Origin of the sequence: Vibrio sp. Vf1514 (assembly GCF_052076135.1) — a bacterium.
GTDB lineage: Bacteria > Pseudomonadota > Gammaproteobacteria > Enterobacterales > Vibrionaceae > Vibrio > Vibrio furnissii.
Genome location: NZ_CP197268.1, coordinates 1,175,424 through 1,196,810, shown reverse-complemented (window position 1 = coordinate 1,196,810; position 21,387 = coordinate 1,175,424). Strand labels below are relative to the sequence as shown.

Annotated in this window: 14 protein-coding genes and 1 pseudogene; 11 read left to right on the top strand and 4 right to left on the bottom strand. The window is 47.6% G+C overall.

Going from position 1 to position 21,387, the window contains the following annotated elements; translation table 11 throughout:
- Window positions 1-72 precede the first annotated feature (72 nt).
- Complete coding sequence (locus ACS18Q_RS20265) at window positions 73-2,949, bottom strand: HD domain-containing phosphohydrolase (protein ID WP_441257774.1); 2,877 nt, start codon at window positions 2,947-2,949, stop codon at window positions 73-75.
- A 353-nt stretch (window positions 2,950-3,302) separates the two neighbouring features.
- Here ACS18Q_RS20265 and ACS18Q_RS20260 point away from each other — a divergent pair, with 353 nt between their 5' ends.
- From ACS18Q_RS20260 to ACS18Q_RS20240, 5 genes are all read left to right on the top strand, one after another.
- Window positions 3,303-3,752, top strand: a complete 450-nt coding sequence (locus tag ACS18Q_RS20260) for an SRPBCC family protein (RefSeq protein ID WP_441257773.1) — start codon at window positions 3,303-3,305, stop codon at window positions 3,750-3,752.
- A 199-nt stretch (window positions 3,753-3,951) separates the two neighbouring features.
- The gene (locus ACS18Q_RS20255) at window positions 3,952-4,707 is read left to right on the top strand and encodes a phosphatase (protein ID WP_004727009.1); all 756 of its coding nucleotides are present in this window, start codon (window positions 3,952-3,954) and stop codon (window positions 4,705-4,707) included.
- 115 nt (window positions 4,708-4,822) lie between these two features.
- Window positions 4,823-5,209, top strand: coding sequence for a cytochrome b562 (locus tag ACS18Q_RS20250; RefSeq protein WP_004727008.1), 387 nt, complete (start codon window positions 4,823-4,825; stop codon window positions 5,207-5,209).
- Between the two features lie 106 nt (window positions 5,210-5,315).
- A complete protein-coding gene (locus tag ACS18Q_RS20245; protein WP_055465740.1) occupies window positions 5,316-5,672 on the top strand; it encodes a hypothetical protein in 357 nt (118 codons plus the stop codon).
- Between the two features lie 108 nt (window positions 5,673-5,780).
- Entirely contained in the window at window positions 5,781-7,226 is a 1,446-nt protein-coding gene (locus ACS18Q_RS20240; RefSeq protein WP_441257772.1) for a PepSY-associated TM helix domain-containing protein, read from the top strand.
- 59 nt (window positions 7,227-7,285) lie between these two features.
- Here ACS18Q_RS20240 and gloA2 read toward each other — a convergent pair whose 3' ends face one another.
- From gloA2 to ACS18Q_RS20225, 3 genes are all read right to left on the bottom strand, one after another.
- Window positions 7,286-7,669 (bottom strand): SMU1112c/YaeR family gloxylase I-like metalloprotein, encoded by a 384-nt coding sequence (gloA2, locus tag ACS18Q_RS20235; protein ID WP_441257771.1) that lies wholly within the window; start codon window positions 7,667-7,669, stop codon window positions 7,286-7,288.
- 3 nt (window positions 7,670-7,672) lie between these two features.
- Window positions 7,673-8,602: a LysR family transcriptional regulator gene (locus tag ACS18Q_RS20230; RefSeq protein ID WP_004727005.1), complete on the bottom strand. Its 930-nt coding sequence runs from the start codon at window positions 8,600-8,602 to the stop codon at window positions 7,673-7,675.
- A gap of 434 nt (window positions 8,603-9,036) precedes the next feature.
- Complete coding sequence (locus tag ACS18Q_RS20225; RefSeq protein WP_441257770.1) at window positions 9,037-10,785, bottom strand: sigma-54-dependent Fis family transcriptional regulator; 1,749 nt, start codon at window positions 10,783-10,785, stop codon at window positions 9,037-9,039.
- A 295-nt stretch (window positions 10,786-11,080) separates the two neighbouring features.
- On the opposite strand from ACS18Q_RS20225, the pseudogene exaC reads away from it, so the two are divergent.
- From exaC to ACS18Q_RS20195, 6 genes and pseudogenes are all read left to right on the top strand, one after another.
- Window positions 11,081-12,600 (top strand): annotated as a pseudogene (gene exaC, locus ACS18Q_RS20220) (acetaldehyde dehydrogenase ExaC).
- Between the two features lie 255 nt (window positions 12,601-12,855).
- Window positions 12,856-14,049, top strand: coding sequence for a glycine C-acetyltransferase (locus tag ACS18Q_RS20215; RefSeq protein WP_441257769.1), 1,194 nt, complete (start codon window positions 12,856-12,858; stop codon window positions 14,047-14,049).
- A 79-nt stretch (window positions 14,050-14,128) separates the two neighbouring features.
- Complete coding sequence (gene tdh / locus ACS18Q_RS20210; RefSeq protein ID WP_004727000.1) at window positions 14,129-15,160, top strand: L-threonine 3-dehydrogenase; 1,032 nt, start codon at window positions 14,129-14,131, stop codon at window positions 15,158-15,160.
- A gap of 567 nt (window positions 15,161-15,727) precedes the next feature.
- Window positions 15,728-17,623 carry an ABC-three component system protein gene (locus ACS18Q_RS20205; protein WP_441257768.1) on the top strand — a complete coding sequence of 632 codons (1,896 nt, stop codon included), beginning with the start codon at window positions 15,728-15,730 and terminating at the stop codon, window positions 17,621-17,623.
- Window position 17,624: 1 nt separating this feature from the next.
- Window positions 17,625-18,218, top strand: coding sequence for an ABC-three component system middle component 1 (locus ACS18Q_RS20200; RefSeq protein ID WP_233952828.1), 594 nt, complete (start codon window positions 17,625-17,627; stop codon window positions 18,216-18,218).
- 1 nt (window position 18,219) lies between these two features.
- Complete coding sequence (locus ACS18Q_RS20195) at window positions 18,220-21,180, top strand: AAA family ATPase (RefSeq protein WP_441257767.1); 2,961 nt, start codon at window positions 18,220-18,222, stop codon at window positions 21,178-21,180.
- The last annotated feature ends 207 nt before the right edge of the window (window positions 21,181-21,387 follow it).

Sequence of the window (21,387 nt, the reverse complement as noted above, 5' to 3'; positions counted from 1 at the left end):
AGGTAAGTGGTTCATTTTAAAGGAAGCGGCCGAATTTGGCCGCTTTGATTGCATATAGAGTGATTACTCTAGTCAGAACTGCGCTTTCATGTAGGCTTTGACGCGCTTGATGTGCTCGGCGATATCGACTTCATTGCGCTGTTCGTCGTCAAGAAAACGCTCGGCATACGCCTGGTGAATGCCTTTTTCGAGGAACAGCACGTAGAGTTTGGGATCGATATGTCCGGAGGTCGCCATGCTGGTCATGATGTTAATCGATTCCGACAGGGTTTTGGCTTTCTTGTACGGGCGATCATTGGAGGTGAGCGCTTCAAACACATCAGCAATCGCCATCACGCGCGCTGGAATCGACAGCTCATCTTCATGGAGCCCACGCGGATAGCCTTTGCCATCCATGCGTTCATGGTGACCACCGGCAATATCAGGCACATTTTTTAGGTGCTCTGGATAGGGCAGGCGTTGCAGCATCACAATGGTCTGCACGATGTGGTCATTGATGATAAAACGTTCTTCTTCGGTCAAGGTGCCGCGGCGAATGCTGAGGTTGTACAGTTCACCGCGGTTGTGTTGCAGTGCCCCGGGTTTGAGAATGAATTCTTCCAGCCACGCATCTTGCGGGCGTTTCCCGGCCTCCCAAGGCACGCAATGCACCGCTTTGTCGGCGAGTAAATGTTCCATCACGGGCAACTCGGCTTTTTCGTCGCAGCGTTCGCTTTCCAGCCAAGAAATACCGAGTTGATCATCCAACGTGCGTTTCCATTGACGTTGGCCAATCTGACTGAGGCGTTCAATGTCTTCATCACTCATGAATTCGCCGCCGATGTTGCAGTTGGCGACAAAGGCAAACTCCTCATCCAAGGTGGCTTGTGTGGCATCCAGTTCGGCCTTCAACGCGTTGGCATCACCGCCGCTCGCGAGCGCTTGCCAGTAGTCGCTTTCTGCCTGCAATTTGAGTAATTCAAAACGCATGCGAATTTCGTGAATGCGGTCGTAAATGGTTTCCAGTTTGGTGGCCTTGTCGACCACATATTCGGGTGTGGTGACTTTGCCGCAATCGTGCATCCACGCGGCCAACATCAGCTCTTCCCACTGTTCGCTGCTCATTTTGAAATGGGGAAAGTAGTGGTTATCTTTGGCGGCGGCTTCGGTGAGCATTTTCGTCAGCTCCGGCACACGCTGACAGTGGCCGCCCGTGTATGGCGACTTGGTATCGATGGCCGATGCAATCAGGGCAATAAAGGCATTGAGCATGTCTTTTTGCTGTTGCATCTTGTCGATGTTGTCTTTGGCGATTTCCGCAAAGCTCAGCACCTCACGCAAAAACGCGTGTTTGTCGAGTTGGGCTTTGGTGGTGGTGCGTTCATAACCGAGGTTGAGCACACCGACCAACTGTTTGGCGCGATTGAGCAGCGGGAACAGGTAAATGTCGCTGTTGTAGAGCTGATCTTTATGTTTGCGCAGAATGTTGTCGTCGCGTGTCAGGTGAACAATTTCGCCTTTGCGTAGCTCTGCCAGCAGCCACGGCGTGTCTTGCACCAAATCATTGAGATCAATTTTGAACGGAATGATGGCGTGATTGGCCACGGTGGCGAATTGCTGTTTCTCGTTGGAGTAGGTGTAGAGCAGAATGGTTTCTGCACGCGTGACCAAATAACTCTGATGCGTGATGGTTTTGGCCAACACATCAAACTGCTGGTTCGACGCCGTATCGCGCAGCAAGCGTAACAAATCGTGCAGCGTGTGTTCCATCAGCTCGATGGATTGGGTTAAGTCGGCAACCTCTTTGATCACGCTTTTGGGGTAACGCGTCTTTTTAAAGTCAAAACGTGCAATGTTGTCGGTCTGAATCACCAGATTGGTCAATGGGCTGGCCAAACGGGTCGCCACCAACCACACCAACACAAAGCAGATGGCCAGCAGCGCAATCGCGACGGCGACTTGTTTGTCGCGCATCGATAGCAACGACGCGAGCAGATCGTTTTGCGGCGTCGCTTCGGCTAACAGCAGATGCACGTGATTGTTGAGTGTGACGGGCGTGAGGGTGATTGACCAATCCTCGCCTTCAAAGTCGGTGGTTTCATACAAGGTTTGACTGCTGATGCGATTGGCGACTGAGGCAAAGATGCCAGAGGCCAGCTTGGTTTTGGTGTCTGGTGCGTCGTCGCCGACGGCCATCGCCGTGTTATGTTCCGCGAGCAGGCGGAATTGGTGGTCAAACAGCGCCAGTTTGGTGTTGGCCGAGTAGCCAATGCGCGCAATTTGGTTGGAGAGCGAATCCAGCGTGAAATCGGCTGCGACTACTTTTTTTCCATCGACCGAGCGGCGCGACAGTGTCACCCCATGAGTTTTGAGGAAGTAGAAGAAGTAAGGTTCGGTGAGGCGAATGGCACCGTCATTTTGTGCCGATTGATACCAAGGCCGCTGGCGCGGGTCGTACTCATTGTTGCGCATCTGGCGTTGGTCAATCAGCTCAAATTCTGAATTGAGGAAGTAGATGTTGTTGGTGCCATCGACTTTCGTTTGGTTGATAAACAACGAGGCTTCTGGTGGTGCTTCAAAGCGTTCGCGCGCTTCAGGCGTTAATAGCGGACGAATCATGGTGAAATCGCCGTCATCGTTGCCAAAGTACAGTGCAACCAAGTCTTCATTGCGCTCAAACACCAGCTTTAACGAGCCGAGCCAGCGCGCTTCGTCATTGGCGTGGCGCTCTTTGTCGATAAAATCGCTGAACGCCATAAAGTCCAATGTGGCCAGAATGGGGGAAGCGCTTTGGCGAAACGCCGCTTCCAGTTTTCGACTATTTTCGTGGCTGATTTCTTTCGCACTGGTGGTCAATAATTGTTGTGAATGTTGGTAGCTGATGGCAATCAGAGCAGCACCGATCAATGTGACTAATATCAGAAATAAGCTGCTGATTTGAATGCTCAGCGGATAGAGGCGCTTCGTCATAAACCATTCCATAGTTAAACGATGGTATAAGTATTGTTCAACTTAGGTAACTTGCAAAAATATCAGCATATTGCGTGCGTTCAATTTTGAGAAAAACCCATATGGGTTCACAGATATCGGGTGCAGCGAATGAAAACCGCTCGGTTTGTTGTCCGCGTCATCTATAACTTTACCCAAGCGACGATTTTTCAATCCATCACATTCATTCATCACACCAATCCGTTAAACCAATTCGTTAAACCAATTCGTTAAACTAAGGGATGTTGAATCGATGGGATGTTGAAGAAACGAGTACGAAGAATCGGGCAGGAAACCCAAGGTGATCGACACACGGAATCAGTGAGGCAAACGGCATGTTAACGTTGAACTACCAGATTGAAATTCAGTCCGACCCAAACCAAGTGTGGCAGATGTTGACGGAGCTGGAACTCTACACGCAATGGGCGACTGCGTTTTCGCCGCAATCGCGTTTTAGCGGGGAATGGCGCGAAGGCGATGACATGAAATTTTTTGATCCACAACTCGGCGGCACGCGTGCGGTGCTGGATACGGTTGAACCGGGTCAGTCGTTGGCGTATCACCATGTGGCGATCTTCACGCCAGAGCACGTTCAAGACATTGACAGTGACATGGCGCGCAAATGGATTGGGTCGACGGAGTGTTATCACATCATTCCGCAAGCGGGCAGCGTGCTATTGCGCGTCACGGTCACCACGCATGCAGACTTCGTCAGCATGTTTAATGATGGGTGGGAAAAGGCGCTACCGATGATCAAGCTGCTATGTGAACAACGGACGAAGTGAACAACAGACGAAGTGAACAGCAGATGGAGCGAACAGACGGTTTTGCCAGCAGAATCGCTCAATCCCATTTCTTTGATGAATGTATCGACTGGCGGGCATTGAGGCGTTCGCTCGAATTCTGCGCGTGTGCCTTGGTTTATTGGTAACCACCGGACGTGGCTGATAAACTGCTCTCATTATGGAGTCAGGGAATAGCGAAATGAAATTAGCCGTCGATACACACACTCATACCTATGCCAGTGGTCATGCTTACAGCACGTTAATCGAAAATGCCAAAGCCGCTTCGGAACGCGGATTGGCCATGTTCTGCACCACCGATCACGCCGAATCGATGCCCGGTGCGCCGCACTACTGGTTCTTCTCCAACCAACGCATTCTGCCTCGTTTTCTGGAAGGGGTTGCCATCATCCGTGGTGTGGAATCTAACATCATGAACACCAAAGGCGAGGTCGATCTCCATCCTTCCGTGGATCAAAACCTCGATTGGGTGATCGCCAGTTTTCATGAACCTGTTTTTCGCCCATCAGACAAACGCGATCATACCGAAGCGCTGCTGAACGTGATTCAAAGTGGCCGTGTGGATGCGTTGGGTCACTTAGGCAATCCTCATTTCGACTTTGATTTTGACAGCGTGATTCACTGCGCGGCAGAGCACCATGTCGCCATTGAAATCAACAACAGTACACTGAAAGGACACAGCCGCGTGGGCAGCGTGGATCGCTGCTACCAAATCGCTGAAGTGGCGAAAGCGGCCGGCGCGTGGATCACCACCGGCAGCGATGCGCATTTCTGCCACGATGTGGGCAACCTGACGTTAGCCAGCGAGCTGCTCGACAAGGTTGGCATCGCCCCCGAGAAAGTGATTACCCATTCCACCAGTCAGTTCCTGCAATTTTTGCAAACGCGCGGCCGTCAACCGATCGACGAGTTCCAAGCGTTGCATGCACAGCGTTAATCGCAAGCCCGGTGATTCATACCCGATGCTTTAGCATTTGAAACAATTTCGCGCTGAACATCACCAGAGGGATGGCGTAGACTGTCCCCAACCCTAAAAAAGGAAGAGAAAAACAATGAAAAAAGCAATGATTTTGGCGGCTGGCTTGCTCATGGCCACACAGGCGTTCGCTGCGGATTCGGATCTCAAGCAGATCATGAAACAGATGAAAACCGCGTTTAAGCATGCCGCTGAAGCGCAAACCAGTGAAGCGATGCAAGCGCCGATCGCAGAACTGACGCAATTGGTTGCGCAGGCCAAGCAGGGCGAGTATCCACCTGAGAAGCAGGATGTGTATTTGGAAGGCTTCAACAAGCTGAGCGTAACGTTAGATAAGATTGAAAACGAGCTGGATAATGGTGAGTTTGACGCCGCGAAAACCAGCCTGCAAGAGGTGGACGGTTTACGCGAAGAGTACCACGACAAGCGCAATCCCAGCATCTGGCAACGTCTGTTTGGTTAATGAATATCCTTAGAAATTCGCAGGTTTTGTTAAATTTCTGGGTATTAGCACTGTTATTTTATTGATGAGCCGATATAGTGGCGGACCATTTGATTTGAGAATCGATATGATCCGCCACCGGCCATTTCACCGCATGATGTTACGTGCCAGTATCCTGAGTTGGATATTGGTGACACTCATGCCTGTGATTAATGCGCACGGCAGTCACGCGGGCGTTTGGGCAACCCTCTGTACCATCAACGGTTTTGAACTGGTGAAGGTGGACGATGGCAAGCCGCAAACGCAACACGGTAAACCATGTCCGTTTGCCCATTTCTCGAATTTTCATACTGACAAGCTTCCAACAACACGACCCAACACCACACAGAGCGCTGTCATTTCAGACCGCTACACTTTTTTGGCTCTAAGTGTACGATTTGAACGGCAGGTGCCTCGCGGCCCGCCCCAGTCCGCTACCTCGTAAAAATCATTGTCATAATACTTATAAATAAATCAGTAAAGTCACACGTATGGCGCCCTTTCAATCTAGTATTGAAGAGGGTGTTTTTGCGTTTATTCAAAAGGAAAACTCATGTTGAGCAACGCTTCAAAGCCTCAACCCGATTCTGCGTCGCGCGGAAAATCGCTCTATTTTCTCACTTGGCGCTGGCACTTTTATGCTGGCCTGTTCGTCGTCCCATTTATGTTGATTCTTTCTCTGACGGGCTTGGTGATGTTGTTTGATGATGAAATCGAACAAGCGCGTTATAGCGAACTGTTGCACGTTATTCCGCAGCATCACAGTGTGGCGGTGTCTCGCCAGTTGATGGCGGTGCAAAACGCATTTCCCGATGCGGTGGTCACCCAGTTTTTGCCGTCGACATCTGCAGACATCGCCAATAAATTCTCCGTGCAAATGGCTGACGGCGTCGAACGATTTGTGACCGTCAATCCATATTCAGGCCATGTACTGGGAACCATCGATCGTTCTGAAAGTTGGTATCAACTGGCGAACTCGATTCACGCCACGTTGCTGATTGGTGATACCGGCGATTACTTGTTAGAAATCGCAGCCAGCCTGGGCATTTTGCTGTTGGTAAGCGGTTTGTACCTGTGGTGGCCACGGGATAACGCGAGCAAGGCCGGGTTTCTGAAAATTCGTTTTGGCAGCGGTACACGCATCGTGATGCGGAACCTACACGCCAATTTGGGTGGCGTGCTGTCGATTGTGTTGTTGTTCTTCTTGATTTCGGGGCTTTCGTGGACCGGTTTGTGGGGAAAAACGCTGGTGCAGGCATGGAACACGTTTCCAACCTATTACACGTGGGGGCAAAAACCGACCTCAACACTGGTGACACACGCCAGTTTGAATCACGGCTCAGAAGAAGAGATGCCATGGAACTTGGAACACACGCCGATGCCGCAATCGGCTGAACCTGAAGCGGCGCATGACCACTCCAAAATGGGCATGGAGGCGGCGCACATGATGGCTTCGAACGCGGTCAACATCGATACCATCATCACCAAAGCAACAACGTTAGGGTTTGCGCATTACCGCGTTTACTTCCCTAAGAATGAAACCGGCGTGTACACCGTGGCGGCGAACACCATGGCGGGTGATATTACTGACCCGCGCAACGATCGCACGTCGCATTTTGATCAATACTCCGGTGAACTGCTGATGGATGTCACCTGGCAAGATTACACGCCGCTTGCCAAAGCGATGGCGGCGGGAGTGTCACTTCATCAGGGCGATCTCAGTGCATTGAATAAATACCTGAACGTCGCATTTTGTGTCGCGTTTGCGTTGATTGCGCTCAGTGGCATCGTGATGTGGTGGATTCGTCGCCCGGTTGGGAAAGGCAAGCTGGGCGTGCCGCCGCGTTTTGCGCAAGCGGGCATCTGGAAAGTGGGGCTGGTGACACTGGTGGTGATTGGTGTGGCGTTTCCGCTGGCGGGCGCAACGATTGTGACCGTACTGCTATGTGATTGGCTGCTCTTCAGCCGAGTTGAAAAGCTACGCAATGCCCTGCAATAAGCCTTGATGCTGTCATGAAATGAAAAAGCCAGAGTTCATCCTCTGGCTTTTTTGTGTCGTTATGCCTGATACAGTTCGAGTGGTAAGCCGTCCGGGTCCTGAAAGAAGGTGTATGCGCGTCCGGTGTACCCATCAATGCGCACGGGTTCAACATGAATGCCTTGCGCTTCGAGATGCTGTTTAGCCTGCATCACATCGTCTACAGCAAACGCCAGATGGCGCAGACCTTGTGCTTCTGGGTAACTCGGACGTTGCGGTGAATCCGGAAACGAAAACAACTCAATTTGCGAGCCGTCGGGCAACGCTAAATCCAATTTGTAGGAATCACGTGCCGCGCGGTAATTCTCTGCAACAATCTTCAGCCCCAGCACTTCTGTATAGAAAGCTTTTGAGCGAGCATAGTCAGAACAAATAATGGCGGCATGGTGAATCCGTTTCAGCATGGATTATCCTTTTTCGTTCAGCTTCGGACTGAGGTGCTTCATCACATAATCGATGAACACGCGCAGGCGAGCTGGCATGTATTTGGTTTGCGCGTACTGCATGGCGATGGCGCCATGATAGTTGCTTTTGATGGTCCAATCTTTGAGCAGTTGCACCACTTTGCCTTCTGCCAACGCATCTTGTACCACGAAGTCATGAAAGATGCCGATGCCCAAGCCATTTTTCACCCCATTCAAACGCATTTGCGAATGGTTGACGGCATAGCGCCCGCTCACAGGGACGGTGTGAAACTCATCGTCTTTGAGAAAATCCCACAGGTGATCTTTGTCGGTTTCGGCCAAATACAAGCAATCGTGCTCAGTGAGTTGGGTGGGGTGCTTAGGCGTGCCTCGTTCGGCCAGATAATCTGGGCTGGCACACAAAACCAAGTTGGTTTTGCACAGCTCGCGCAAGACCAGATTTTCGTCTGGTTTATCAGTCAGTTTAAACGCCACATCAATGTTGTGTTTGAACAGATCAATTTCGCCATCGGCGGCGCGTAATTTCAACTGGATCTGCGGGTATTTTTTCAAAAATGGCACCACAAACGGTTGCAGTACCGAGTTAAGAAATGCTTCTGGCGCCGCGACGGTCAGTGCGCCTGAGGGTTCGGTGTGGTCCGAACTGGACAGCTCCACAGCCTGCTGGGCGGCGTTCACCATCACCAAACACTGGTCGTACACTTTTTGTCCGGCCTGCGTGATGATCAGTTTGCGGGTGGTGCGTTCAAACAGCTTGACGGACAGTGCCAGTTCCAGACGAGTGATCAATTTACTCAGTGCGGAAGGGGTCACCCCAAGCTTGTTGGCAGCCGCGGTAAAACTGCCCTCGTTTACCACCAAAATAAATGTCGCTAAGTCAGGAAGTAGGCCAATGAGTTTAGTATTTAGCATGGTCTTTCTACTTCTTCAATTGCCAAAAAATTCATGGTTCAAATGTTCTCTATTGCTGCCACAGTTTCCTTGTGCAACGGGACAGAGTGGCAAACAGCTAGCCGACGAGTTTATCGGTAATCGTGCGGTTAGTGTGACAAAAGTGCATTATTTTGGCAGATTTATGACCAATGCGTGTCCGAGTATCGTTTTTAATATCTCAATCTGTGCGCTGTGCCAAAGAATTGTATTCATCGAGCCGATAGAACGACCGTTGAGGGCTATCTAATTGATAAGGATAAAATTTATTATGCTCGATTGGTGAATTGAAGTCATAAATATCACCATTAAAAAGCGCGAATTTGCGCGAAAATGTCAACTTTGTACAAACCCATAGGCTCGCGCTGAAAAGTGAGCCTGACGGGTAAAAACAGCAATTTCACGCTCGGGGTGGATCAGGTCAAAATGCCCAGCGATTTGAGTTTTCGATACAGCGTGTTTCGGCTGATACCCAACACTTTTGATGTTCGACTGATGTTGCCTTGGTTGGCTTGATAGGCCTGCAATAATGTGTCGTCGACGGTTGATTTTAGATCGTTTACCCTCGGCGTGTCACCCTTGGAGCTGCTCAACGTGAGTGATTTCGTCATATGACCGGGCACGTGTTCAAGGCGTAATTGGGGTTCATCACAAGCGAGCAGCGACGACACTTTCATCACATTATCCAGTTCACGAATGTTTCCCGGCCAAGGGTAGCTGCACAGCAGCGTCATCAGGTGAGGGCAGAGTGCTTGCGCGCCAATGCGATATTTGTGGTGTATCTGCTCAATCAGTGCGGCTTTGTCTTGTCGCTCACGCAGGGGCGGCAGTTGCAGAATCAACCCGTTGAGGCGGTAATACAAATCCTGACGAAAACGACCTTCGGTCATCGCTTGCTCTAGATCTTTGTGGGTTGCAGCGATGATTTGAATGTCCACTGGGTAGCTGTGATTCGATCCCACAGGCACCACGACCTTATCTTGCAGTACATGCAACAGACGCGACTGCGCTTCCAACGGCAGGTCGGCGATTTCATCTAAAAACAGAATGCCCTGATCGGCTTGGCGAATTTTCCCCTGATAGCCTTTGCTGTTGGCGCCGGTAAAGGCGCCCGCGACATAGCCAAACAGTTCCGATTCAATCAAATCTTTGGGCAGTGCGCCGCAATTGACGCTGACTAGATGTTTGCTGTGGCGCGAACTGCGTTTGTGCAATGCTTTCACAAACTCGCCTTTGCCGACCCCAGTTTCGCCGAGGATCAGCAATGGAATGTCTTTATCGATCAGTTTATTGGCTTGTTGCCACGCTTGTTCGACGTTGCTGTCACCAAAATGCAGATCGCAGGCGGCTGAATAGGCCTGAGTGCGACGCGGTTTGGTGTTGAGCGCATGCTTTTCAAACACAAACTTGCTGTGTTGGGTATCAAACAGCGTTTCAATGGTATGTCCCACCACCGAGTTTTGCGCTAATAGCTGCGCGGCGATGTGGTTATGAGCCAGCACTTTCCCGCTTTCATCGGCAATGACGATACCTTGCCAGCCGCTATTGAGCAGTGAGCGATCGTAGGCAAGATCAATGCGCGTTGCGCCTTGCGGAATGTCACACAATAGATGGTTCTCCACTAACTGAACTATATTCTGCACCAGAACTTGCGTGGAGAGATCGTGCTGCTGTTGCTCGCTGGTGATATCGAGAATACCGAGCAATTCACCATGATGATTAAACAGCGGACACGCCGAACAGCTGATGAAATGATGCTGACGAATATAGTGCTGATTGCCGATGATGGTCACGGGGCGCGCTTCGACAATCGCGGTGCCAATCGCATTCGTGCCTTTGATGTTCTCTTGCCAACACGCGCCGGACTCGAGTGAGATTTCAGTCAGCTTTTCATGGAAACGTTGCTGGCCCCAAGTGGCCAGAATCACCCCTTCGCCATCGGTCAGAATTAATCGGCTGTCACTGCGCGCGCACATTTGGTTGAACAGCGGCAGCGCGTGTTGCTCGACGGCAGACAGCAGCGATGTGGCGCGCCATTGACGTTCTTTCAACTCATCGTTTGGTAGGCGAACATGTTCTGGTTGAGTTCGCTGTGTCAGCCCGGCTTCGTGGCTGCGATGCCAAGATGTGGTGAGCCAATCTTGGTTAACGGTTTGAATTTGCATAACTGTTCCATGTTGTCACAGTGGCTGTGTGTCATTTTGGGACACTGGAACATCGGGTGGCAGTTCCCGAACAGCGATTCCATTTCAGCACTGATCTTTTAATCATTTTGTTAATCATAGTTTTACATCTTATTAACAACAAGAATTTGCGTCTTGGCGTGTGATTTGCGTTACGGAGTGAAGAAGGTGCGCCGTTTGTCTGTTTTAAACACTCCCCTAAGGGACAGAATGAAAAGGAAAACGCGACACCCGAACAACAACCTAACGTGAATGAGAAAGTGAGAAGGATCGAACGATGATTTATGCGCAACCAGGAACCAGCAATGCGATTTTCAACTTCAAGAGCCATTACGATAACTACATTGGTGGCCAGTGGGTGAAACCGGTTAACGGTGAGTACTTTGACAACGTGTCACCGGTGAACGGGCAAGCCTACTGCCAAGTGGCGCGCTCCAGTGCCGAAGACATTAACTTAGCGCTTGATGCAGCGCACGAAGTCCGGGCGCAGTGGGGCAAAACCAGCGTGGCGGAGCGCGCCAATATTCTGCTCAAAATCGCCGACCGCGTGGAAGCAAATCTCGAGACATTGGCTTTTGTTGAAACGTGGGAAAACGGCAAACCGATTCGTGAGACGCTCGCCGCAGACTTGCCTTTGGTGGTCGATCATTTCCGTTATTTTGCCGGCTGTATTCGCGCTCAAGAAGGCAGTGCGGCAGAAATTGATGCCAACACCGCTGCGTATCACTTCCCAGAGCCGATTGGTGTGGTCGGGCAGATCATTCCATGGAACTTCCCGATGCTGATGGCCGCGTGGAAACTCGCGCCTGCGATTGCCGCCGGGTGTTGTGTGGTGCTCAAGCCAGCAGAACAAACGCCGACGTCGATTTTGGTGCTGATGGAAACCATTGGGGACCTGCTGCCCCCGGGCGTGGTGAACGTGGTGAACGGTTATGGCGCAGAAGCGGGGCAGGCGCTGGCGACCAGTAATCGCATCGCCAAACTGGCGTTTACCGGTTCAACCGATGTCGGACACCACATTCTGAAATGCGCCGCCGAGAGCTTGATTCCGTCGACGGTGGAGCTGGGCGGTAAATCGCCGAATATCTACTTTGCCGATGTGTTCGATCACGAAGATGCGTATCTGGAAAAATGTCTGGAAGGGACGTTACTGGCCTTCTTCAATCAGGGCGAAGTATGTACTTGTCCGTCGCGTGTGCTGATCCACGAATCGATTTACGACAAGTTCATCGCCAAGCTGGTGGAGCGCGCGAAAACCATCAAACAAGGGAACCCATTAGACAGCGATACCCAAGTGGGCGCGCAGGCTTCACAAGAGCAGTTTGATAAGATCCTGAGCTACCTCGAAATTGGCCGTCAGGAAGGAGCGCAAGTGTTGTGTGGCGGTGAAGTTGCGCAGCAACAGGGCGACATCAGCCAAGGGTACTACATTCAGCCAACCATGCTGGCCGGTCACAACAAGATGCGCGTGTTCCAAGAAGAGACTTTGGTCCGGTCATTGCGATCACCACCTTTAAAGATGAAGCGGAAGCGCTGGCGATTGCCAACGACACGGAATATGGCTTGGGCGCAGGGGTGTGGACACGCGATACCAACCTCGCGTATCGCATGGGACGCAACATCGAAGCGGGTCGCGTGTGGATCAACTGTTACCACGCTTATCCGGCGCATGCGGCGTTCGGCGGCTATAAGAAATCTGGTATCGGTCGTGAAACCCATAAAATGATGCTGGATCACTACCAGAACACCAAAAACCTGTTGGTGAGCTACGATGTGAATCCACTCGGCTTCTTCTAAATCGTTTAAAAATCTAACCCAAGCGCCTTTGATAAGGCGCTTTTTTTGTCTCTTTTTTCGGCGATAGAGGAATAATAGAGTTTATTTGTGATTTTAAATCACCAATGCTTTTCCGCAAAGCAGGATAATCCCTTTTCGGTGCTTGGATTACACTTAGAAGAATTGAATTTTTACAGTGTAAATGGATCGACCGAAAGGATCCGTTCACTGACCCTACATGCCGCAAGGCAAAGAAAAAACAAGAAGGAAAATGCAATGTCTTCTGCTTTTTACCAACAGATTCGCGATCAGCTTGAGGAAGTGAAAGCTGAGGGTCTTTACAAAGCCGAACGAGTGATCACCTCTCAGCAGCAAGCGGCGGTGCACATCGCGTCTGGCGAAGAAGTCCTGAACTTCTGTGCCAACAACTACCTGGGCCTAGCGAACCACCCATCGCTGATTGAAGCGGCGAAAGAGGGCATGGACTCTCACGGTTTTGGTATGGCATCAGTGCGTTTCATCTGTGGTACACAAGATACGCACAAAACCCTAGAGCAGAAGCTGTCTGAATTCCTGGGTAAAGAAGACACCATTCTTTACACCTCCTGTTTCGATGCCAATGCTGGCCTGTTCGAAACGCTGTTGGACAAAGAAGACGCCATCATTTCTGACGCGCTGAACCATGCGTCGATCATCGACGGTGTTCGCCTGTGTAAAGCGATGCGCTTCCGTTACAGCAACAACAACATGCAAGAACTGGAAGAGCAGCTGATTGCCGCTGATGCCGCAGGCGCGCGTCACAAGTTGATCGTCACTGACGGCGTATTCTCAATGGATGGCGTGGTCGCAAACCTACCGGCTATCTGTGATCTTGCAGACAAATACAACGCGCTGGTGATGGTTGATGACTCTCACGCGGTTGGTTTTATGGGCGAAAACGGTCGTGGTACGCACGAATACCACAACGTGATTGACCGCATCGACATCATTACCGGGACGCTGGGCAAAGCCATGGGCGGCGCTTCAGGCGGTTACACCTCAGGTAAGAAAGAAGTGATCGACTGGCTGCGTCAGCGCTCTCGTCCATACCTGTTCTCGAACTCTGTGGCGCCGGCGATTGTATCTGCATCGATCCGCGTGCTGGATCTGCTGCAAGAAAGCGGCGATCTGCGTAAACACTTGTGGGACAACGCGGCGCACTTCCGCACGCGCATGACGAATGCGGGCTTTACGATGGCGGGTGCTGACCACGCGATCATCCCAATCATGCTAGGTGATGCAAAAGTCGCAGCGGAATTTGCTGAGCGCGCACTGGCGAAAGGCATCTACGTGATTGGCTTCTCGTTCCCAGTGGTGCCAAAAGGTCAGGCTCGTATCCGTACTCAGATGTCTGCAGCGCACACGCGCGAGCAACTGGATAAAGCGATTGATGCCTTTATCGAAGTCGGTCAAGACATGGGCATCATCTAAGTTTTCACGGCCATTAGTGATAACGAAGAATAGGGAATTTTTTGCCTCGCACTGAGCGGGGCAATATTGGGTGAATAGTATGAAAATCAAAGCGCTCTCGAAGCTAAAGCCTGAACAAGGCATCTGGATGACCGAAGTGGATAAACCCGAAATGGGCCACAACGATCTGCTGATCAAGATTAAGAAAACCGCGATCTGCGGTACAGACGTCCACATCTACAATTGGGACGACTGGTCACAAAAAACCATTCCAGTCCCGATGGTGGTCGGCCATGAGTATGTGGGTGAAGTGGTTGCGATTGGTCAGGAAGTTCGCGGTTTCAGCATCGGCGACCGTGTTTCTGGCGAAGGCCACATCACGTGTGGTCACTGTCGTAACTGTCGTGGTGGTCGCACGCACTTGTGTCGCAATACCATCGGTGTCGGCGTGAACCGCACAGGCGCATTTGCCGAATACTTGGTGATTCCAGCATTCAATGCGTTCAAGATCCCAGAAGGCATCTCAGACGATCTCGCATCCATCTTCGACCCGTTCGGCAACGCTGTGCACACGGCACTGTCGTTTGATTTGGTGGGTGAAGACGTGCTGATCACGGGCGCAGGCCCAATCGGCATTATGGCGGCAGCGGTTGCAAAACACGTGGGCGCACGTCATGTGGTGATCACCGATGTGAACGAATACCGTTTGGATCTGGCGCGTAAAATGGGCGTCACCCGCGCAGTGAACGTTGCTGAGCAAAAGCTGGAAGACGTGATGGCTGAACTGGGCATGACCGAAGGTTTCGACGTTGGTCTGGAAATGTCTGGCGTACCAAGCGCATTCAGTTCCATGCTAAAAACCATGAACCACGGTGGTCGCATCGCCCTGTTGGGGATTCCACCATCAGACATGGCGATCGACTGGAACCAAGTGATCTTCAAAGGCTTGGTGATCAAAGGCATCTACGGCCGCGAAATGTTCGAGACTTGGTACAAGATGGCAAGCCTGATTCAATCTGGCCTGGATCTGACACCAATCATCACGCACCACTTCAAAGTTGACGACTTCCAAAAAGGCTTCGACGCTATGCGTAGCGGGGCTTCAGGTAAAGTTATCCTTGATTGGGAATAAAAAATGAAGCGCTCTAAAGGGGCGCTTTTTAGTCTCTGTGCTCATGAATGTATATACAGTAGAGTGGAAGATAAAGCCCCTTTTAGCTCCTAATATAGCCCCTTTCTAGCCCCCAAATGGAAAACTTCCTTAAGCTAACGCCCCAAAAGCGCCCCCAGAATTTTCTACCTTACAACCTTACATTTGCCCCATTATCATTTAGAGTAAATACTTCTTCATATCTTGTTAGTAAGCGTATTGCCCTACCAAAAGTCATCCGAGTTCGCATGGTAGATACCCTCAGGGATCCTTGCTCTTATCCGTAAAATATCCCTTAAAAGACACATCACAAAGTTCAATAGCCACTAGACAAAATAGATTACGAAATAAGTAATCCAGTTTTTGGTAAGGCTTTGCTAGGTTTAAAAGCTCTTGCCGTTTTGATAGCTCAAAAGTTACACTCACATATGTGACAGAACGCATTAATACTCTTTGGCACCATTGATATGATGTGTTCTTGTATTCAATGGAGAGTGTCTATCAATTTAGCTTCTATCTTTTAGTACAGAGTCTTGGTTTGCAAAAAAAATGCTAAAAAAATTAAACCTCAAGAGAGCTGATAAGTATGATGAACGAGTGACCACTTATCATACTATCGAAGCAGTAATTGCTCATCTCGATGGTCGACCGCACTGTAAAAGAATCGGTAACGAACAGGGCGACGTGCCTGAATGGGATGACATAGTTCTTCACGACTTAAATGGAAAAACGATTTATTGCCAAGTAAAAAGGCAGATGACGCCCTTCTGCAATAGAGATTACGGCGATAGAACCATTAAACAAGGCCAAAACAAAGGTAAGGAGCACAAGTTGTCTCCCCTTGACAGTGCCTTTGCTAGTTTAGCCAATATTTTTAATATAACCGACGTTGAAGTCTTAGATAAAAGCTTTCATCTATCTACACCATCCCCGCAAATATCAGTTAAAAAAGATATAACCCTAGCTATCCTAAAAGATGTATGCATTGAATGGAAAAAGTCAGGAGCGCGACTTGAAGATTTTGTTGGTACAAAAGACAAACATACGGGGTTGGTCAAAACATGGTTAAAAACATGGTGTAACTTTCAAAGTGATGAAGCGATTTTTAACTGTTTAAGATGCGTAGAAATTAATCATTTAGGGGATGAAGAGCAGATAAATAGCTTGTGTAACATGGCCCTATCTAACTGGTATCAAGATGTCGATACAGTTCGAGAATTAATAACGCAATTCCTTGTAGATAATGCATCATCCAACCACTCAGTTACTCCAAGGCTAGTTGCTAATCATATTCGAAATTACATCAAAAGAGAGCGTCCTTCTTGGGTTCGTTATGAGAAGCAAGGAGCTTTTAACTGGAATATATCTGGAACACTTTCAGGTGAAACATCGACAATTGAGCCCGCAAACACTGTAGTTAAAACTCTCTGGGATGACAAGGCTAATCGTAGTTTTGAACTGCAATTATATCAGCATGTTAATGACGTTAGACCTTGTTTTCTTGATTTGTCTCTTATCAGGCTAGCTCTTCATTCTCCAAGCTCTGTGGTGCTTCGCCATAATGAGGCTTTAACTTGGAAAGCAAGTATCTCCAATGCGATCCATTGTTCACTAGGCTCTACAAAGGAAGATTTAAGAAGACTAAAAGTCTTTAATAGCGAACAACAAAGTGGTATTTCAGAGTCTCGGCAGTTATCAAGAAACTGTGAAGTTAAAAAAGAAAAAGATTTGTTGCATGAGAGTATGGACTTTATTACATGGTGTAGAGTCAAAGAGACTGTTGATGAAATAATTAGTGAGATGGCGGAAGGGGAAGTTCAGGATGCGGCGGAGGATATTTGGTTAAATTGGAAAGCTACGATTGGAACAGATCTCAAAATCCAGAGTGAAACAATGTGCGACATGTTACATGCTATCGTTGAAAACAATCAGTTAATAGGCCAACTAAGAGCGGGGCTTAATACTGTAAATATTTTGAGCGAAGCATTTGAAACTTTACTTTTTATCGCAATAGGGCTTGAGGCTGATTCTATGAGCTGGACAGAATTTCAATCGAAATTCTCCCTACGTACGATTGCTTTGGCGGTTTGGTGCGGTGCGCAGCCGACAGGAAACACAAATAGAGCAAGAAACTTTTTTACCGATGACAACTTGGATGATAGGAGAACTCTTCTTGGGAAAGAAACATCAAGAATCCTTGTTTTACCGCAAGCTTATTCAAGTCCTTCAGAAGTCTTGGGCTGTAGTCTAGCTGGTGACCCAAATAGTGGTGACCGTATCGCTGATGCAAGAACTCCAAAAATAGTAATAACGCGCTCTATGGCATTTAATGCTGCCATAGATGAGAACACAATTGAAAGTTTGAAAAATTATGTAGGCAGCGTGATTAATAAGCGTCAAGAGCAACGAGACGAACACATCCATGTTCTAACAACAGGGTATTAAAATGAAGACTAAAGGCTGGCTAGATGAACTAACAACAATGATTCCACCGCACTATGTCCAGTTCGATTTATGTGGCTACTGTTCAAGTATAAGTGAAGCTCTTCCAGAAGGTGTCTCAGGTGATGTATTACTCTTGAAAAGAAAGGAAGCTGGATGTGAAAGCTTTAAGACGGTACTCGTAGCCTCGGTAAACACTATTCAAGAAGTAGGGGTAGTTATTCACTGGGCTGCGAATGTTCGAGATATGACCCCTGAGCCCAATTCTTCAGATATATACTTATTTCTAAATATCAACAATACGTCAATTGAAGAGTGTAATCGGATAGAAGCGGATGAACTCTATTGTCGAAAATATGTGATTAGACCTAATGAAACTTCGCAGCATTTTCTTTCAAGAACATTCTTGGCTCTGCCAATGAGTAAAGGTGAAATAGAGGAGTTATCTGACCCTATATCCATTTCCTTATCTAGAACAGCAGAAAAGCACAAATGGCTCTCACACGAAGAGCAAAAAGCTTGGCACCAAATACTACTATCACATAATACTGCTCAAGACTTAGTCGATGAGTTGTTTGGTTTAGACTCGAGAGACTAAGATGCCTATCTTAAAAAACATAACAGTTAGCAACATTAGACGGTTTGCTTCGGATGTATCCATTCCGATATCTCCCCAAGCCACGATCTTTCTTGCACCTAATGGCACAGGAAAAACAGCACTATTTGAGGCAATTGAGTTAGCAATTACTGGTCAGGTAGCTAGGCTAGATGATGATATATTTGCTTTGATTAAAGATAATGAAGCATTTGCTAGTGTAAGTTTAAATTTTGACAATTTCCGTCAAGAGGCAACGGTTACAAGTGATGGGAAAATTGACTGGAATCCAGCGGATATAATAAATGGCAGTGCACAAGTCCGTGATATAAGCTACCTATTGAGGCTCACTCACCTATTAGATCAGAGAGACAAAAATTGGTTTGTTCAGGAAGAAGCTAAAGAGGCTGGTTCTCTATTAACTAAGTTACCAATTGGGCAAGAGGCTCAAAAGCTTTGGTCTATGATGCCCAAGTTACGTAGGCCTATAGCTAGACTACTTTCAGACAAGGAGCAGGAAAAGGAAAAAGCTCAGCATGAGTTAGAACAATGGGATGAGTTAGTTAGAGAGCGCAAACTCGCGCAAGAACGCGCAGGTACGGAGAATATCTCTCTAGAAGAGTTGTCCAAAGATTTAATACCGTTTATGGATGATAGTCGTAGCTACGAGTTAGGTAGCTTGGAACGGTTGGCAATAGAACATAGTGTTTGCTCAAGTAGCGTTAGTTCTAACTTATTGGAATCTAAAGGAACCCTAATTGCTCTATCTCAGTTAACCAAAACGTGTGAAATTTTTAACGAGTCTAAAAAACAAGAGAAAGCCCTTAGTACGATGCATGCTTCTTCTTTGGATACAAAGGCTTCTATCCTAGCTGAGAGGGATAGCAAACTTGCAGATTTTCAGGCAAGTGAAAGAGATTGTGAGAAGACATTTACAGAGTTGAACGGAAGGTTGTCCGAAAAAAGAACACTTGAAAAATTAAACACTCTGAACCAAAAGGAAAACACAGCCAAAGAGCAGATAGTTGAAGAGCTTAAAAAACTCCAAGAACATGAAAAGTCCAAAGCTGGCGCAAAAGATAGGCTGGTAAACTTAAGAACTGAATTGTCTAAACACTTGCAAGTAGAAGCTCGTCAGAAGGACTTAGTATCATCGCAAGAACGGCTTAACAGTGGACAAAGCTCACTAGCAGTTTGGAAAGAAGAAGTGGGCAATGTAGATACATATAAGAAGAAACTATCAGTTCTCGAATACGATCTTGAAGCTGCAAAACTTGCATCTCAATCTTCAAAAGCAAAGCTTGATGAAGCTAAAGAAAGCTCGATTCAAAATAAAACCCAGTTAACTTCACTCCAAAAAAGCTCAGATCAGGTGCGTTCAGCCGTAGCAGAAATAGCAGCTTGCATATCAGGCAAGCGAGGAGACTGTCCTGTTTGTGGAGAGGAGCATGGTATAGATGGACTTGAGGAGCGGATGCGGGTTCAGTTGAAGGGCGTAGATCCTGAACTACAGCTCCTATCAGAACTAGATGTTCAACTGACAGGGGATGTTGCAAAGTATAATCAAGAATATGATATATCTGTTAAAAATGAGCATCAAATCTCGATTCAAATAAAAGAACAAAATGAGCTTATAAATCAGAGTGAAATTAGAATTAATAATAGTCGTTTAGACCCGTTGTTTAAGTCTTTAGAGATTGAAGACGTAGAGCAAGAGATACTTGGTTTGACTAATGAGCTTCTGGTTAGAGAAGAGCAAATTGCATCTGATGCTTCAAGACTATCAGAGAGGCCCACGGCTGAGGCGTTGTCTGTAGCTGAACAGGCTTTAGAAGATATTGAGCATAAGTTTGAGCAACTTCAGAAATCCATTTTTAGGTTGCAAGAAATAGTAGAAGAGGTTCGATTTAGCAAAGCTCAACTTAGTTCTGAGCTTAGAGAAGATCTTGTTAGTGATAACATTGATGATGAAATCAAACTACTCAATGAACTCCTAGTTCAAAAAAGAGCAACGAGTCAGGCTTTAAAATTAGATGTAGAGCGAGAGCAAGAAAAACTGAGTTTGATTACAAAGCAAACAAGTGACTTTTTAGCTGAGTTAAACGAAGCTCGTAATGTTCTTAGTAATATGCAAGGAAACTGGGAAAAGCAAGGGCTTATCAATGAGCCAAATTTAGATGTTTTGAAAGATAAAATTACGGAGCAAGAAAAATCTGTAGATGAACTCAACAATGCTTGTGAGTCATTGGATAGTTTAAGGAAAAAAATTGCACAGCTTCAAGGTGCGGAAAACTTAAAAGTAATTCAGAAAAAAATTGATCAGATAAAAGGTAATATAAATGAAGACACTCATCGTGCACGCTTAGCAAGTGTATTCAGTGAACGCGCAAAGGAGCTTTCTATACTAAATGAAAAGAAAGCTACTCTTGATAGTTTTCAAGCTGAACTAAATCAAGAAATCGATCAAATACAATCGAAGGTAGCGAGTATAGAGCCGCTTTGGCAAGCTCTTCTTAGCCGAATTGTTCGAGAATCTAGGTTTAGTCAGACTGGTCTACAAATTGAAAGAAAATGGAATAAGGCACATGCTAGAGTCAGTGTTCCTTTATCGAATACAACTGTTAGTGCATCAAAAATTGCTAGTGAAGCGCAAAAAACAGATCTTCAACTGACATTTCTTTTGTCAATGGCATTAGCAAACACTTGGTCTCCTTGGAGGGCTCTGTTGCTAGATGATCCTACTCAACATCATGATTTGGTGCATGCATCTGCAATATTTGATGTGCTTAGGGATTATATCTTAGAGTATAAGTTCCAACTCTTGATGACTACACATGATCCAGTACAAGCTAACTTTCTGAGAAGAAAGTTAGAAAATGACGGTATAGATGTCAATATAGTTAACCTAGTACCGTCATCCGATGGGGTTAGATGTATCCTAAACCAGTCGAAGTCTTTGGTGTAGCTAATGATTTGATACATTACTCATAGCATTCTGACTAGTGTTTGGCTCTATACAAAAAGAATAAGCCACAAGAATTTGATTGTGCCCAAGGGTGGAGATATCACGCCCTCCACCTATTTCTTAAGGACTAAACTTTATTGTCTATGCACACAATACTAAGCCTACTGTGACTATGCATAACATCCAAGTTTTGCCATACCTGAAGTT

Excerpts from the sequence above, each read along its gene's own strand:
- ACS18Q_RS20265 (WP_441257774.1), bottom strand. The coding sequence starts at position 2,949 with ATGACGAAGCGCCTCTATCCGCTGAGCATTCAAATCAGCAGCTTATTT.
- ACS18Q_RS20260 (WP_441257773.1), top strand. The coding sequence starts at position 3,303 with ATGTTAACGTTGAACTACCAGATTGAAATTCAGTCCGACCCAAACCAA.
- ACS18Q_RS20255 (WP_004727009.1), top strand. The coding sequence starts at position 3,952 with ATGAAATTAGCCGTCGATACACACACTCATACCTATGCCAGTGGTCAT.
- ACS18Q_RS20250 (WP_004727008.1), top strand. The coding sequence starts at position 4,823 with ATGAAAAAAGCAATGATTTTGGCGGCTGGCTTGCTCATGGCCACACAG.
- ACS18Q_RS20245 (WP_055465740.1), top strand. The coding sequence starts at position 5,316 with ATGATCCGCCACCGGCCATTTCACCGCATGATGTTACGTGCCAGTATC.
- ACS18Q_RS20240 (WP_441257772.1), top strand. The coding sequence starts at position 5,781 with ATGTTGAGCAACGCTTCAAAGCCTCAACCCGATTCTGCGTCGCGCGGA.
- gloA2 (WP_441257771.1), bottom strand. The coding sequence starts at position 7,669 with ATGCTGAAACGGATTCACCATGCCGCCATTATTTGTTCTGACTATGCT.
- ACS18Q_RS20230 (WP_004727005.1), bottom strand. The coding sequence starts at position 8,602 with ATGCTAAATACTAAACTCATTGGCCTACTTCCTGACTTAGCGACATTT.
- ACS18Q_RS20225 (WP_441257770.1), bottom strand. The coding sequence starts at position 10,785 with ATGCAAATTCAAACCGTTAACCAAGATTGGCTCACCACATCTTGGCAT.
- ACS18Q_RS20215 (WP_441257769.1), top strand. The coding sequence starts at position 12,856 with ATGTCTTCTGCTTTTTACCAACAGATTCGCGATCAGCTTGAGGAAGTG.
- tdh (WP_004727000.1), top strand. The coding sequence starts at position 14,129 with ATGAAAATCAAAGCGCTCTCGAAGCTAAAGCCTGAACAAGGCATCTGG.
- ACS18Q_RS20205 (WP_441257768.1), top strand. The coding sequence starts at position 15,728 with ATGCTAAAAAAATTAAACCTCAAGAGAGCTGATAAGTATGATGAACGA.
- ACS18Q_RS20200 (WP_233952828.1), top strand. The coding sequence starts at position 17,625 with ATGAAGACTAAAGGCTGGCTAGATGAACTAACAACAATGATTCCACCG.
- ACS18Q_RS20195 (WP_441257767.1), top strand. The coding sequence starts at position 18,220 with ATGCCTATCTTAAAAAACATAACAGTTAGCAACATTAGACGGTTTGCT.